Genomic DNA, 15,473 nt, shown 5'->3' on the forward strand with positions numbered 1-15,473 from the left:
TCTGAGCTTACTCCATAGACTTTCCCTTCTCAGAGGTGTGTCCCCATTCCTATTCCACCGATTTTATCCTGTCTATTATAGTACCGTCACGATATATAACATTACCCACTACCTTGTCGCCTAATTCGATATCTTTTGGTATTCCTGTTATTTTTTCAGCTATATTTTTTAATTCGTTTATATCTATTATAGGAAGTTTGGCTTCCTTTAATTTTGTAACTAAATCGTCACGCAATGGATTAACTGCAATACCTCTTTGCGTAACCAGTACGTCCACTGTTTTTCCCGGAGTAGAAATACAAAGAACTCTGTCTGCTATCAGTGACAATCTTGCCCGGGTAAGAGGTGCAACAATCATCGTAAGCTTAGCTCCCGCCGCTGTATCGCTATGCCCTCCTGAACCGCCCATAATGTATCCGTTAGAATCCGTATGAACATTTACATTGAAATTTGTATCTATTTGGGTAGCACCTAAAATAACGACGTCTAAATTATTAACTATGGCACTTTTTGCTGTCGGACTTGCATAATGAGATGCCGTAACCTCTCTGTGTCTTTTGTTTTCTCTTATGGATTCCACAGCTTTCAGATCAAAGCACTGAACATCCATAAGTGTTTCAAAGCAGCCTGCTTCAAGCATATCCACTAAGTAACCTGTGATGCCTCCCATTCCAAAGCTTCCCTTAATGTTTTCCTTAAGCATTAATTCTTTTAAATACTTGGCAACTGCTAATGAAGCACCTCCTGCACCGGTCTGAAATGAAAAACCGTTTTGCAATAAACCGGAATACTGTATAACTTTTGTAGCATAAGATGCCATCATCAAGCCAACGGGATCTCTCGTAATTTTTGTAGTTCCTGAAACAATTCCTGTGGGATCTCCTATCTTATCTACAGATACTACATAATCCACATACGTTTCAGATATTGAAAAATCATATAGAGGGTAATCAACTAAGTTGTCGGTTATTACAACCACCTTTTTAGCATGCATAGCATCAGCAAATGCATAACCTAATGAACCGCATGCTGATGTTCCGTACTTTCCTGAGCAATTACCCATATTGTCTGAGGCAGGAGCAGCTATGAAGGCAATATCTATCGGAGTTTTTCCTGATTCTATGTCGCTGGGCCTTCCTCCGTGACTTCTGAAATCAACAGGCTTATTCAATATTCCTTTTGAAATTTCTCTTCCTACAACAGCACCCATATAATTAACCTCAAGGGCTGTAACTACATTGTTTTTGATATGATTTATGATAGGAGCATGTATGTCAAAGACCGAGCTTGCGTTAACAGTAATATCCTTATAACCCATACCAGCAATTTCATCTAAAACCATATTGATTACATGGTCTCCATTTCTTAAATGATGATGAAAGGATATCCTCATCCCTTCCTTTAAACCGCAAAGCTTGATTACTTCCTTTAAGGTATTTACAACCTTACTCATTAAACACACCTCCTAATTGCTCAGCCATTTCCAATGTCTGTCTTGCTCTTGTAACAATCGGTGCATCAATCATTTTTCCATGAAGAGAAATTGCACCCTTGCCTTGTTCTTCAGCAACTTTGATTATATCCATAACTTCTCTTGCATATTCTATTTCTTCGATTGTAGGACTGAATACCTCATTTATAGTTATAAGATGTCTTGGTGATATGGCTGCCTTACCTGTAAAACCGAGAGATTTAGCAAATAAAGCATCCTCTCTTAAGCCCTCTTCATCCTCTACATCTGTAAATGGTGTGTCATAAACATCTATGTTTGCAGCTCTTGCAGCTGTTACTAACCTTCCTCTGCTGTAGAAAATTTCATCTCCCTTTTTTGTTCTCTTGCATCTTAAATCTGCCGTTAAATCTTCTGCACCTAAGAAAATTGCTTTCACTCTGTCAGAGGATTTTGCTATCTCAAATGCATTTTCAACTCCAAGAGCTGTTTCAATCAGGGGGATAATATATGTTGAATTATCAATGTTATGTTTTTCTTCTATCTCTTTTATGTAATCAGCAACAATTTGAACATCCTTGGCAGAGTTAATCTTTGGAGGCATAATCATGTGAGGCCTCAATGGAATAATTTCCTGCAGGTCGCTCTTCCAGAACTCTGTATCGATTGAATTGATTCTGATAATTATTTCACAATTGCTGTAATTAAGATATTTTAGCGCATTTCTTACTAATATTCGGGCCGAATCCTTTTCCGCCGGTGAAACAGCGTCCTCCAAATCCAAAATTATACTATCGGCTCCCAGTGCATCAGCATTTAATAGCATTCCTGCCGAATTGCCGGGCATAAAAAGCATACTTCTTCTCATTAACTATTTACACCTCCCGCTCTTTTTAAGGCAGTTTCGACTCTTGCGCGTATTGCGCATTCAACGGCCCCTCTGTCCTTCAGTTGAATTTTTATATTTTCAACGCTAAAATCATTTAATACATCTCTTACGGTTTTTTCAATTTCTTCGCTGAATTGATTATAAACGATTGATTCAAGATGTAACTCGATACCCCTTTCGTTGGGTTCCACCACCACATAAATATCGCTGGATTCTATCGTTCCTGCCGCAGCTTTATTCTTAATTTCCATTTATCACCGCTCCTTTTCTATTCTTTCATTCTTTCTCTAAATAATGGTTTTATACCACCTGCTTCAAGAATACTCATTGCGTATTCACCTATTTTATCTGCCTGCAATATTTCCCCTGTTTTTAGAATTTTTACGGTTCCTTCAACGATATCAACCTCTATTTCGTCACCGTCAGCCAAAACCTTACTTATTCCCTTGCATACCAATAAAGGTAATCCCAAGTTAATAGAATTGCGGAAAAAGATACGGGCAAATGAATCTGCAAGCACCAAGCCTGCGCCCATATTAAGAAGTGCAATCGGTGCGTGCTCTCTGCTTGAACCACATCCGAAATTTGTTCCTGCTACAACTATGTCGCCCTTTCTGAAATTCTTTGCTATATTTTCATCTACGCCGTATAAACAATAAGTTCCTATTTCCTGCGGGTTAACAATCTCTAAAAATCTGCCGGGATAAATTTGGTCCGTATCAATATTGTTGTCTAATACTATAACTTTTCCTTTTATAATTGTTTCCATATACATCTCCTTCAATAAGGGCCTTTGCCCGTCGTTCAACTATCATAAATCACATGGATTTGTCAGATACCCTGTCAGTGCTGAAGCTGCCACTGTGGCAGGCGATGCCAAATATATCTTCGATTTGTTGCTTCCCATACGTCCCGGAAAATTACGATTCGAAGCTGTTACACACACCTCGCCCGGTGCCAAGACCCCTTCATGAGCACTTAAGCACGGTCCGCATCCGGGAGTTGAAATTGTTGCACCTGCATCAATGAAATCCTGTATATAGCCCTTAACGATTGCTTCCTGCATAACCTCTGCCGATGCAGGTATGATTATTAATCTTACATCCTTATTTATTTTCTTTCCTCTTATAATATCCGCACCTGCTTTTAAATCATCTAACCTTCCGCCTGTACAGGTTCCGATAAAACCTTGGTCTATTTTTACCCTCTTAATATCATTTAAAGGAAATACATTATCAACGCTGTGAGGAACCGCAACCTGCACCGCCAGATTTGATACATCGAAATAATAGCTTTCGCTGTATTGGAAATCCTCATCAGTATATTGTACTTCAAATGGTCTCACAGCTCTTTCTTCAACATATTGCAAAACTTTTTCGTTTGGCTGCATGTATGCCGTCTTGGCTCCCATTTCAACAGCCATGTTGCACAATACCATTCTTTCTGAAACATCCAAATTATCAATGTAGCTTCCCGTAAAATCAATAGCTTTATATACCGCACCGTCTGCCCTCATCTGTCCCATTATATATAGAATTACATCCTTTGGCATAATCCCCCGATGAGGAGTACCGTCTATACGTATTTCAATTATTTCAGGAACCCTGAACCATAACTCTCCGGATATCAATATTGTTGCCATATCGGTGGCACCAACACCTGTTCCCATTGCTCCAAGAGCTCCGTGGGTTGTTGTATGAGAGTCGGTGGCAACTATAATTGCTCCCGGGTAAATTAAGCCGGCTTCCGTTAAAACCTGATGACACACTCCGGCATTTACATCAAAGTGATACGTTAATTCATTTTGTCCGGCAAACTCCCTCATTTCTTTATGAATTTGTGCTGAGTTAATTGTAGGAGCAGGTGCATAATGGTCAAAAACGAATGCCACCCTATCCTTATCCCAAACATTTTTGCCGTTCATTTCTCTGAACGAATATATCGTCTGAAGGTACAAATCATTGACCTGTGCAAAATCAACCTTTGCCGTTACTATTTCACCGGTTCTTACAGATTTTCTACCACTGTTTTTAGCGAGTATTTTTTCAATAGCATGCATAATATTTCTCCTTTATTATGACAAGGCTCACCTTTTAGGGTGAGCCCAGATTATTGACAAAGTCATCAGGATGACAGATTTATTTTTCACTTACAGCATAAGCGACTGACAGCTGTTAACCGAAAAATATAGGTACGATAACCGAAGCAAGGAAAATAATAAATGCTCCGCCCAACCTTGAAGAAATTTGAGCAAACGGCATTAATTCCATTCTGTTTGCTGCGGTTAATACCGCAACATCACCGGTACCACCCATATTAGCCATACAAAGACCTGCAGTTATAGCTGCTTCTATAGGATAGAATCCAACTAATTTTCCTACTACTGCAGTTCCTATTACTGCTCCTAATACAACCAAGAAGCAAAGTATCAAATATACAGGTGTAAAAGCTGAAATTACCTGACCTAAGTCAGTGTAAGCAATACCTATACCCATCAACAACGCAGGTGTCCAGTTTGATGCAACAAATTGATACCATTTGGCACATGATTTTTCATATTTAGCCGGTAAAATATTTAAAGCTTTGGCAACAGCAACGGATAAAATCATCCAGGCATATGAATGAATATCTATACCAACAAAATTTTTCATTGCATATGCTACAATATTACCAAATGCAAAGAATGTTGTTGCAATGGCTATACCTATACCAAAATCACTCAATGCAAAAGGTTCATTTTCTTCTTTTGCTTTAAGCTCATCTTGCCCGATTTCCATCAACTTTCCGTCTCCGCTTAGTTTAGGGTATTTTTTCCCTACTCTGTCTAAAATACCACCGAACACAATTGCAACAGCGTTTCCTAAAGCAACTGCAGGAACTAATCTTGATAGAATTTGTTCTGTTGGAATTCCTAACCCTTTAGAAAATACATCAGCTATTGGAACAGCACCTGCTCCCATTCCGCCTCCCATTATAGGAATACCTATATATGCAATCGCTTCTGCCGGTGTATGACCAAAAAGTAAGCCCCCTATAGAAACAAACGCCATAGCTACCGCAAGACCACCTAATATACATGGAAAATATCTTATGGCTGCTTTAATGAGAAGCTTCTTATTCATACCGAGTATTGAGCCTGTTATAAGAGCAGCTATATAGAAGTCAAGAAACCCGCCGCCCTTCATAAATGTATCTACATTATTTGTAACTGCTTCAGGCAATATTTTAAAATATACAAGTGCTGCTGAACCAAATATAATAACTATCGGTCCGCCACCAAAGAAAGTTTTTACAATTGGCGTATTATTACCTATTACATCAAGTAATGCACCAACTATCATCATAAAAGCAAAGGCACCAATCATGCCTCCGGGCAAAACATTTAAAAAGATTGCAACAATTATTACTGCCAGTAATGCGAAATAAACCGGTAAGGTTAATCCCATTATTTTTAATTCTTTCATTTTCTATCCTCCAAGTTATTTATAATTATATTATTTGATAAAAATTAATATTATAACCTTGCTACACCTGATTTTTTTGCTGCTTCCTCTATCGCTTCAGCAACCGCACTTGCTACGCCCTTATCCAAAGCACTCGGGATTATGTTGTTTTCATTTAATTCATTGGCATCAATATAATTTGCTATGGCATAAGCTGCTGCTATCTTCATATTCAGATTGATTTCTTTAGCTCTTACATTCAGCGCACCTCTGAATACACCCGGGAAAACCAATACATTATTTATTTGATTTGGAAAATCCGAACGTCCTGTTCCTATAACTCTTGCTCCCGCAGCTATTGCAATATCAGGCATAATTTCAGGAGTGGGATTAGCCATTGCTAAAATAACAGCATCGCCAGCCATCGACTCAACCATTTCTGCCTTAACAACATCGGCAGCAGATACTCCGATAAATACATCTGCATTTTTTATAACATCAGCTAAAGAACCTTTTTCGCTATTAGGATTTGTTACCTTAGCCAATTCACTTTTTGCATCATTCATATTTGGCATACCTGCATACAAAGCGCCTGATTTGTCACAAGCTATTATATTTTTGGCTCCTGCAGCAGTTAATAAATTAGCAATTGCCGTTCCTGCAGCACCGGCTCCGTTAATAATTATCTTTATGTCTTCTATTTTTTTATTTACTATTTTCAATGCATTTATTAATCCGGCCAATACTACAATGGCAGTTCCATGCTGATCATCATGAAAAACCGGAATATCAAGCTCTTTTTTCAGCCTCTCTTCTATCTCAAAGCATCTCGGAGCTCCTATGTCCTCTAAGTTTATTCCTCCAAGTCCCGGAGCAATCAGCTTCACGGTCTTAACTATGTCATCAACATTTTTTGAATCTATACATATCGGAAATGCATCAACATCAGCAAATTCCTTGAAAAGAATAGATTTTCCCTCCATTACCGGCAACGCAGCCTTTGGCCCAATATCCCCCAGGCCGAGAACTGCCGTTCCGTCTGTTACTACAGCAACAATATTGCCTTTTGATGTATACTTATATACTTCATCTTCATTCTGATGAATTTTTCTGCATGGCTCAGCAACTCCGGGAGTATAAGCCAAACTTAAATCATCCCTTGTTTCTACCTTAATTTTAGAAATTATTTCAATTTTACCTTTGCTCTTTTCATGCAATTTTAAACTTTCTTCAAAATAATTCAAAGCGTTTTCCTTCCTTCTATAATATTTTCGTGTAAATGCATATTAACATTACATATGGTTAATGTAAATATTGTGTAAATTTAAAATACTTTTGGTTATTAAGAATATTTTGTCATTTTTTTATCAAAAATATGCATAAAAAAAGCCTAAACTATGTTAGACTTTTTTATGTTTCAGCTGCCTGCTCTTTTGTATTTGTGCTGAGGTCTCCCTATCTTCCCATATTCAATTATCTTGTCAACCTTACCTTCTTTCAGCATAAATTCAAGATATTTGCGTACGGTAACTCTGGCTACTCCCGATTTTTCAGAAATTTCTTCTGCAGTTTTATATTCATCAACTAATTTTTCAACTTCCCTCCAAATTACCTTATACGTATACTTATTGATTCCTTTTTCCAAATCATTATCCAAATTTTCGTATTCATTATTCAAAGCATTTTTTATTATATATTTGTCTAAATCACTTTGTTCAATTGTGTCAAGCTTCTTTATACCGTAATATCTTTCTTTATAATTATCCAATGCCTCTTTAAATCTATTAAAAGTAAACGGTTTTATAAGATAATCAACTGCTCCGTAACGAAAAGCTTCCTGTATCATGTTACTTGTTTTATCAGCAGTAATTAAAATAACATCTGTTTCAAATTCTTCTTTTCTTAACCACTTTAAGAAATCTATTCCGTTTTCCTTGGGCAGGTATATATCTAATAATATTAAATCCACCCTTTTTTGAAACAATAATTCCTGTGCTTCTTTTATGCTTGAAACCGGCTTAATCAGCTTAAAATTCGGCAGTTTTCCTAAAAATCTTGAATTAATTTCTCTAACCATCGGATCATCTTCTAAAATCATAACATGTATCATATATTATCACCGCTTTTCATAGGAATTTCTATATGCCATGCCGTTCCATTGTCTAAAGACAAGGTAATTTTCCCGTTGGCATTTTCTATTATATTCTTTACGATATACATACCGTATCCGTGATGTTCTGTTTTAGTACTGAAATTTCGTTCAAATATTTTAGCTTTGATATCATCCGTAATTCCGGGTCCGTTGTCTTTCACCTCAATAATCAAGACATTTTCAGTCTGAGATATTTTAAAATATACTTTTCCTGTACCGTCAACATTAACTGCCTCTAAAGCATTTTCAATTAAATTCCCGATAACGGAACCTAAATCATCACCGCTTATCAAATCAGGAAGTGTGGCTAAACCGGAATTCTTGTCTATTTCAAATTTAATTCTTAACTCTTCCGCCTTATAATACTTTGCCAAAAGCAAAGCCGCAATATTCAAATTCTTAATTTTGCCCGTTATTATACCCGTTATATCATTTCCGCTGTTTGCTGTTTTAGAAATATATTTTATTGCTTCATCATATTCTTCTAACTGTATCAAACCGGATATTGTGTGCAATTTGTTCATAAATTCATGATTTTGAGCCCTCAATGACCATGCCATTTTTTGTATTCCTGTTAATTCTTCGGACATCTTTTTAACTTCAGATAAATCTCTGAAATTTATTACGTGTCCTATTATTTGTTTTTTATCATTTTTCAAAATATTATATTTGCATAAAATAGTTACACCGGGTCTGACATTGACCTCAAAATCATTGTTTGTCTCAAGGTTTTTTAAATCCGGTATTATTTTATTTATTTTAGCTAATTCATCAATGTTAATGTTAATATCATTACCGGTTAATCCTAAAATTCTTGATGCCTCTCTGTTATACTGTATAAGCTCTCCGTTTTCGTTTAAGGTTATTATTCCTTCCTTAACATTATCAAGTATGGTTTCTTTTTCCTTTAAGAGCAAGGTGATTTCCCTTGGCTCCAACCCTAATATTTCATCCTTTATGGTTGCTGCCAGTACAACAGCACAGTAACTGCCCAAAAACAAACCTATAAATATAAATGGTATAAATTGTTGAGCTTTTATTAATATTTCCTTGCTTATTTCTACTACCGTGCTTCCTACACAGACTGCACCTAACTGTCTGCCTTCGTAAATAATCGGTACGAAGGCTCTTAATGATATACCTAAAGTTCCCCGTGCCTGAGATATATACTTCTCAGCTTCTTTGAGGACCCTTATTTCATCTCCGCCTTCAAATTTCCGACCGATGTTTTCTTTCACGGGATGAGTGAGACGAACGCTGTCCATATTAAATACAACTATAAAATCTACATTTGTTTCTGCTCTGATTTTTTCTATATGCACATTTAATTCAGGTATTTTACTGCTATCCTTAAATGCCTCCTTTACCTTATAATCCTCGGAAGCATATGTCGCAATATTCATTAGCTTATCTTTTAACTGAGCGGTAAGAATGTCTCTCATCTGATAGTAAGAAAGTAACGTCATACTTCCCAATGAAAACACCAAAATCAAAATAATATAAATATTAATTCTTGTACTGAGCTTCATAAAAAAATTCCTTTTCACATGCTAATATTCAACATCTTTTAAAAAAAGTGCTTTCGGCGGCACCATAGGACCGGCTTCAGCTCTTTTTTTCGCAGCTAAAATATTTTCTATATCTGTTATATCAAGCTTACCTGTACCTGCTTCAATTAATGTACCTATTATAATCCTGACCATGTTCCATAAAAATCCGTTTCCGTTTACCTCAACTTCTATTATATTATCCTTCTCTTCAATATTAATATAATTAATAGTCCTTACAGTTGATTTAGTTTTGGATTTTAATGTTGTAAAGCTTTGAAAATCGTGTGTCCCAACCAACGACTGCGAGCATTGCCTCATTTTATTCAGATTCAGACGTTCATTTACTCTATGTACATATTTTCTGTCAAACACATTCTTTGTCTGGCTGTTACTGATTCTAAATAAATAGGTCTTTGATAATATATTATACCTTGCATGAAATCTTTCGCTTGCATTTTTTAATGACAATAAAGCAATATCTTCAGGAAGATTATCATTTATATATTTTGACATATCATCAACATTCATCTTTGAATTTGTATGAAAATTGGCGGTATAATTTAATGCATGAACACCTGCATCAGTTCTGCCGCAGCCAACAAGTGTTACTTCCTCACCTGTCATGTTACTTAAAATATTTTCTAACCTTCCTTGTACGGTGTTAACATTTTCATTCTGCTTCTGCCAGCCCTTGTACCGTGTACCGTCATATTGAATTATCATTTTTATATTCCTCATGATACTATTGATTAGCAATTGACCTGCGATTGAACAGCAATTGACTGGCAATTGATTATAATTAATCAGCAATCGAAGTAAATGCTTCCTCCTTAATTAAATTTATAAAACAATTATATATATGGTCATTAAAAAAAACAAGGAAAGATTATCCTTCCTTATTTCTCCATTGTTAATCTATTGCTGATCCATCGCCTATCCATTGCCTTTCAATGGTTAAACCGCTTCAGCAAATGAACTGTAATTACGTGAATTATATATATCCATCAGGTCCTTCTCGGTTATTTGACCATTTCTTACATCTAACACTATACTTCCCCTGTCAAGCATTATAATTCTATCCGAAAATTTTATAGCGTCCTTAACATTGTGAGATATCATCATGGTTGTTATTGATTGGGTTTTTATAAGCTCTCTCGTTTTTTCCATTATCAGTCTTGATGTCTTTGGGTCAAGAGCTGCCGTATGCTCGTCTAAAAGTAATAATTCCGGTTTATTGATTGTCGCCATTAATAATGACAGCGACTGTCTTTGCCCTCCCGATAAAAATTTGACCTCGGTGTCTAATTTATTCTCTAATCCTAAATCAAGTGTTTGTAATATTTCTTTATAGAATTCTATCTTATTTTTATTTATTAACTTTCTTAGAGAGAATTTCTTACACTTCTTATCTGACAATGATATATTTTCTAAAATAGTAAGTGATGGGGACACTCCCTTTGAAGGGTCCTGATGTACTCTTCCTATAAACTGTGCTCTTTCATTTTCTTTTAGATTGTTCATCTTTTTACCGTTTAATAGTATTTCTCCGCTTTCCGTTGTTATAACTCCGCTTATTATATTAAATAATGTGCTTTTCCCACAGCCGTTTGCTCCTAATACGGCTGTGCATTCACTCTTTTTTATGTGAAGATTGAAATTTTTAAATATATTTACTTCGTTTTCTGTTCCTATATTAAAGCTTTTAGATAAATTATTAATTGTCAGCATATACTCCCGCTCCTTTTTTTATGCTTGCCTTTTTTAATTCCGGTCCGAATGTATTGTAACTTAAAAAGCAAATTACTATTATTGCATTTATTGCCTTTAAATCTGTTGGCGTAAGTCCTAAATCTATTGCAAGGTTACCGATAAACTTATATATTAACGCCCCTGCCACTGCTCTTGTTGTATTTTTTATTTTTTTATTGTTATTAATTATTGTATCCCCGATTATTATTGAGGCAATTGCAACAACTATAATTCCGGTTCCCATTGTTATTTCCGCAAATCCCTGATACTGTGCCATCAATGCCCCACTTAACGAAACAAGTCCGTTTGAAAGCATTAAACCTATTAATTTGTATTTATTTGAATTCTCCCCCAAGGATTTTACTAATGTCTCATTGTCTCCTGTTGCTATAAGTAAATATCCTATTTCTGTTTTTAAAAATAAGTCCATTAATATTTTTATTGCCGCTACTATTGCCACTAAGACTACTATTGTTGAAAAGCCTTGAAATATGGAATCATAGCTAAAAAGTCCTATGTTCGATTTTCCGTTTAATCTTAAATTCACCGAGTATAAAATTGTCATGGTAAGTATTCCGGATAAAAGCGCTCTGATTTTTAACTTTATATTGAGTGTATAAGTTAACAGCCCTGCAAATGTTCCGAATACAAATGCCAATAAAGTACTTGTTACAGGACTTAATCCCGAGGTTATAAATCTTGCAAATATGAATGCCCCCATGGGAAATGTTCCTTCTACGGACAAATCTGCAAAGTCAAGTATTTTATATGTTATTGTAACCCCTATAGCAAGGACTGCAAATATCAGTCCCTGCTCTGTTGATGTCATTATTAATGAGTTCATAAATATCCTCCAATTATCAATTGATTAGCAATTAATCAATAAATTCTGCTCCTTCGAAGGCTTTATTGTCTTTTGTAAGCCCTAATGCTTCCATAGCCTTGACATTAACCTTCTTATCTAAATTATCTAATGTTCGGACAGGAATTTCTGATATATCCTTTTTATCAACCAATATCTGCTTAGCCATAATTGCTGATTCTCTGCCTAATTCATAGTAGCTGATCCCCCTTGAAAGCAATATACCTTCCTTAACTTGAGAGGCGTCTGCCGCAACGGTCAATAGATCCTTTTCCTGAGAAAGCGTAGCTACAAGCGAAATGGATGAAGCAACCATATTATCCGTAACTATATATAATCCTTCGGCCTTTTTAGAAATAGTATCTATTGCCTGCGGAATATCATTGACAGATGCAATACCTAATGCTTCTATTTGTAATCCAATACCTTCAGCTATTTCCTTTGATTTATTAACCTGAATTTCAGAATTCGATTCACCTATGTTGTAAATTATACCGATAGTTTTAATATCCTCTTTTAACTCTTTAAACAATTCTAAATTTTCTTTTATAGGTGCGGCATTTGAAGTACCGGTAATATTGTTGTCTGTAACGTTAAAGTCAGTCACTAACTGAGAAAATACAGGTTCGGCTACTGCCGTAAAAACCAACGGTATATCTGTTCCGTTAATTGCCTGCTTTGCTGCCTGTGCAGTTGCAGTTGCAATTGCAAAAATTAAATCTACATCATCCCTAACAAATTTCTGTGCAATCATAAGTGCATTGTTTGTGTCTCCCTGTGCATTCTGATCAAGAAATTCCACATTTATAGCTTGATTTTTAAGTTCATCTATAAAGCCCTGCTTTGAGTCATCCAGAGCAGGATGATCGGCTAACTGTGAAATCCCTATAACAAATTTTTCTGTATCTGATGTATCGGCCGCACCTTGTGCGCATCCGGATAAAATCATTGGTATTAATATTAATGTTACTATTAATTTTTTTAATTTCATAATAAGCTCCTTTGAATTTAGAAATTTTTAATTTAACATTTAATTTATATTTAACTTGGCCAAGTTAATATCGTTACTTATTGAAACGTTTAAGGGTTCGCAGGGGAATGCATCAAAATCGGATCAAGTCATAGCAGGCTTTATCACCAATATATTTGCTCCCGTTGGTCGCATACATTGGGATATGCTGCATCTGACCTTCCGCTGTTTTTTCTGCGCTGTCACTTGAAAAAACAGGGATAGGTCATGAAAAAAGTCCCAATAAACACAAATGTGTTTATTGGGACGAAAGATTCCGCGGTACCACCCATATTATGATATATAAATATCATCGCTCATCAAGGTCTAACAACCTCTAACCCTGTAACGTGGGTTAACGTGTTTGCCTACTGAAATTCAACAAACCTGCTCGGCAGTGTATATTATATTCCTCAGTCATTGGCTCTCAGCACCACCAATTCTCTGTAAACCTCTGAAATACTTTTCTCTGCTTCAACGCATTAAATATTAATACACATATTAATCTATAAATATAAACTTGTCAACAACTTTTTTATAAAATTTTAAAATAAACTTTCTATGCTATTGATTCTTCTTTTATTTTAGAAAGATTAGATTTTAATTCATTTAATTCCTTATATAATTCAGCAGGAACTCTGCTGCCTATTTTATTATAGAATTCTTCTATGCTTCTTACATCTTCCATCCATGAAAAACTGTCAATCGTTAATAAGTCCTTTAATACATCTTCTGTTATGTCAAGTCCTTGTGTGTTAATATCCTCTACGCATGGAATATATCCGATTGCAGCTTCTTCAGCTCCCACTTTGTTTTCACATCTGTTAATTATCCATTCTAATACTCTGAAATTATCTCCAAAGCCGGGCCATATAAATTCTCCTGAAGCATTAGTTCTAAACCAGTTTACATGAAATATCTCGGGCGGATTACTTGCTTTTCTGCCCATTTCAAGCCAGTGTCCGAAATAATCTCCTGCATTATATCCAATAAAAGGAAGCATTGCCATAGGATCTCTTCTTACTACTCCAACCTTTCCCACAGCTGCTGCAGTTGTTTCCGATGCAAGCGTAGAACCAACGAATACCCCGTGCTGCCAGTTTCTTGATTGATATACTAACGGTGCTGTCTTTGCTCTTCTTCCGCCAAAAATTATTGCTGATATGGGAACTCCATCAGGTGATTCCCATTCCTTAGAAATACAAGGACAATTTTTAGCAGGCGCTGTGAATCTTGAATTTGGATGAGCACCCTTTTCCTTTAATTTCTTTCCGTTCCATGGATTGCCTTGCCAATCAAGTGCATTTTCGGGCGGATTGTTATCAAATCTTTCCCACCATACCGTATCATCATCTAAATTGTAAACAACATTTGTAAAAATAGCATTTTTCTTTGTTGACATCAATGCATTGGGATTTGATTTATCATTAGTTCCCGGTGCTACTCCGAAGAATCCGGCCTCAGGATTGATTGCCCATAACTTACCGTCTTCTTTAATTCTCAGCCACGCAATATCATCACCGACAGTCCAAACCTTATATCCCTTTTTCTTGTATAATTCCGGTGGTATAAGCATTGCCAGATTTGTTTTTCCGCATGCCGACGGGAATGCTGCCGCTATATATTTAACTTCTCCATTTGGATTTTCAATACCAAGTATGAGCATATGCTCTGCCATCCATCCCTCTTTTAAACCTTGGTATGAGGCAATTCTAAGCGCAAAACATTTTTTTCCCAACAATGCATTTCCGCCATATGCTGAATTGCACGACCAAATAGTATTATCCTCAGGAAAATGGAATATGTATCTTTTATCAATATCTAAATTGCATTTTCCATGTAATCCTTTTACAAAATCATTTGAATCGCCAAGGACATCCAATGCTTTTTTACCTATTCTCGCCATTATGTTCATGCTTACAACTACATATATGGAATCAGTTATTTCAAAGCCGATTTTTGAAAATGGCGAACCGATTGGTCCCATAGAATATGGAATAATGTACATTGTTCTTCCTTGCATTGAGCCGTTAAAAATTTCTCTTCCTAATTTATAGGCATCCTCAGGACTCTTCCAGTTGTTTGTAGGACCTGCATCATCTTTGTTACTTGTACAAATATATGTTTTATCTTCCATTCTTGCCACATCATCTTTTTGAGAACGATGATAATAGCACCCAGAATATTTTTCTTGATTTAACTTAATTAACTCTCCTGTACTGCAAGCTTCCTCACGAAGCATATTTAGCTGTTCTTCGCTTCCGTCAATCCACATTACCTTAGAAGGTTTTGTAAGTGCAATAACCTCGTCTGTCCACTTTAAAACATTTAAGTTTGAAGTTAAACTTTGCATGTGCCACCCCTGAATT

General features: G+C 36.0%; 14 protein-coding genes and 1 other annotated feature. All 14 genes read right to left on the reverse strand.

The window, feature by feature from the left end; translation table 11 throughout:
- Window positions 1–49 precede the first annotated feature (49 nt).
- Window positions 50–1,453 (reverse strand): citrate lyase subunit alpha, encoded by a 1,404-nt coding sequence (gene citF, locus RT412_RS11885; RefSeq protein ID WP_313344384.1) that lies wholly within the window; start codon window positions 1,451–1,453, stop codon window positions 50–52.
- Complete coding sequence (locus RT412_RS11890) at window positions 1,446–2,318, reverse strand: CoA ester lyase (RefSeq protein ID WP_313344381.1); 873 nt, start codon at window positions 2,316–2,318, stop codon at window positions 1,446–1,448. The genes citF and RT412_RS11890 overlap by 8 nt, the downstream gene beginning before the upstream one ends.
- The gene (citD, locus tag RT412_RS11895) at window positions 2,318–2,590 is read right to left on the reverse strand and encodes a citrate lyase acyl carrier protein (RefSeq protein WP_313344379.1); all 273 of its coding nucleotides are present in this window, start codon (window positions 2,588–2,590) and stop codon (window positions 2,318–2,320) included. Before citD ends, RT412_RS11890 begins: the two co-directional genes overlap by 1 nt.
- Before the next feature lie 17 nt (window positions 2,591–2,607).
- Complete coding sequence (locus RT412_RS11900) at window positions 2,608–3,108, reverse strand: 3-isopropylmalate dehydratase small subunit (protein WP_313344377.1); 501 nt, start codon at window positions 3,106–3,108, stop codon at window positions 2,608–2,610.
- 42 nt (window positions 3,109–3,150) lie between these two features.
- Complete coding sequence (locus tag RT412_RS11905; protein ID WP_313344375.1) at window positions 3,151–4,398, reverse strand: 3-isopropylmalate dehydratase large subunit; 1,248 nt, start codon at window positions 4,396–4,398, stop codon at window positions 3,151–3,153.
- A 115-nt stretch (window positions 4,399–4,513) separates the two neighbouring features.
- Window positions 4,514–5,803 (reverse strand): 2-hydroxycarboxylate transporter family protein, encoded by a 1,290-nt coding sequence (locus RT412_RS11910; protein ID WP_313344373.1) that lies wholly within the window; start codon window positions 5,801–5,803, stop codon window positions 4,514–4,516.
- A gap of 50 nt (window positions 5,804–5,853) precedes the next feature.
- Window positions 5,854–7,026, reverse strand: coding sequence for an NADP-dependent malic enzyme (locus tag RT412_RS11915; RefSeq protein WP_313344371.1), 1,173 nt, complete (start codon window positions 7,024–7,026; stop codon window positions 5,854–5,856).
- Between the two features lie 173 nt (window positions 7,027–7,199).
- A complete protein-coding gene (locus tag RT412_RS11920) occupies window positions 7,200–7,892 on the reverse strand; it encodes a response regulator (protein WP_313344368.1) in 693 nt (230 codons plus the stop codon).
- Window positions 7,889–9,463: a sensor histidine kinase gene (locus RT412_RS11925; RefSeq protein ID WP_313344366.1), complete on the reverse strand. Its 1,575-nt coding sequence runs from the start codon at window positions 9,461–9,463 to the stop codon at window positions 7,889–7,891. Before RT412_RS11925 ends, RT412_RS11920 begins: the two co-directional genes overlap by 4 nt.
- Window positions 9,464–9,484: 21 nt before the next feature.
- Window positions 9,485–10,222 (reverse strand): tRNA pseudouridine(38-40) synthase TruA, encoded by a 738-nt coding sequence (gene truA / locus RT412_RS11930; protein ID WP_313344364.1) that lies wholly within the window; start codon window positions 10,220–10,222, stop codon window positions 9,485–9,487.
- Window positions 10,223–10,438: 216 nt separating this feature from the next.
- Window positions 10,439–11,212: an ATP-binding cassette domain-containing protein gene (locus RT412_RS11935; protein WP_313344361.1), complete on the reverse strand. Its 774-nt coding sequence runs from the start codon at window positions 11,210–11,212 to the stop codon at window positions 10,439–10,441.
- On the reverse strand, window positions 11,199–12,077 hold the full coding sequence (locus RT412_RS11940; RefSeq protein WP_313344359.1) for an ABC transporter permease subunit: 879 nt from the start codon (window positions 12,075–12,077) through the stop codon (window positions 11,199–11,201). The genes RT412_RS11935 and RT412_RS11940 overlap by 14 nt, the downstream gene beginning before the upstream one ends.
- Before the next feature lie 31 nt (window positions 12,078–12,108).
- Entirely contained in the window at window positions 12,109–13,086 is a 978-nt protein-coding gene (locus tag RT412_RS11945) for an ABC transporter substrate-binding protein (RefSeq protein ID WP_313344356.1), read from the reverse strand.
- A 278-nt stretch (window positions 13,087–13,364) separates the two neighbouring features.
- Window positions 13,365–13,591 (reverse strand) — a binding site (T-box leader).
- A gap of 72 nt (window positions 13,592–13,663) precedes the next feature.
- Window positions 13,664–15,457 carry a phosphoenolpyruvate carboxykinase (GTP) gene (locus RT412_RS11950; protein ID WP_313344354.1) on the reverse strand — a complete coding sequence of 598 codons (1,794 nt, stop codon included), beginning with the start codon at window positions 15,455–15,457 and terminating at the stop codon, window positions 13,664–13,666.
- Window positions 15,458–15,473 lie beyond the last annotated feature (16 nt).

Origin of the sequence: Sedimentibacter sp. (genome assembly GCF_032080165.1) — a bacterium.
GTDB lineage: Bacteria > Bacillota > Clostridia > Tissierellales > Sedimentibacteraceae > Sedimentibacter.

Coding starts and splice junctions, on each gene's coding strand:
- citD (WP_313344379.1), bottom strand. CDS start 2,590: ATGGAAATTAAGAATAAAGCTGCGGCAGGAACGATAGAATCCAGCGAT.
- RT412_RS11920 (WP_313344368.1), bottom strand. CDS start 7,892: ATGATACATGTTATGATTTTAGAAGATGATCCGATGGTTAGAGAAATT.
- RT412_RS11925 (WP_313344366.1), bottom strand. CDS start 9,463: ATGAAGCTCAGTACAAGAATTAATATTTATATTATTTTGATTTTGGTG.
- RT412_RS11910 (WP_313344373.1), bottom strand. CDS start 5,803: ATGAAAGAATTAAAAATAATGGGATTAACCTTACCGGTTTATTTCGCA.
- RT412_RS11945 (WP_313344356.1), bottom strand. CDS start 13,086: ATGAAATTAAAAAAATTAATAGTAACATTAATATTAATACCAATGATT.
- RT412_RS11900 (WP_313344377.1), bottom strand. CDS start 3,108: ATGGAAACAATTATAAAAGGAAAAGTTATAGTATTAGACAACAATATT.
- truA (WP_313344364.1), bottom strand. CDS start 10,222: ATGAGGAATATAAAAATGATAATTCAATATGACGGTACACGGTACAAG.
- RT412_RS11950 (WP_313344354.1), bottom strand. CDS start 15,457: ATGCAAAGTTTAACTTCAAACTTAAATGTTTTAAAGTGGACAGACGAG.
- RT412_RS11905 (WP_313344375.1), bottom strand. CDS start 4,398: ATGCATGCTATTGAAAAAATACTCGCTAAAAACAGTGGTAGAAAATCT.
- citF (WP_313344384.1), bottom strand. CDS start 1,453: ATGAGTAAGGTTGTAAATACCTTAAAGGAAGTAATCAAGCTTTGCGGT.
- RT412_RS11940 (WP_313344359.1), bottom strand. CDS start 12,077: ATGAACTCATTAATAATGACATCAACAGAGCAGGGACTGATATTTGCA.
- RT412_RS11935 (WP_313344361.1), bottom strand. CDS start 11,212: ATGCTGACAATTAATAATTTATCTAAAAGCTTTAATATAGGAACAGAA.
- RT412_RS11890 (WP_313344381.1), bottom strand. CDS start 2,318: ATGAGAAGAAGTATGCTTTTTATGCCCGGCAATTCGGCAGGAATGCTA.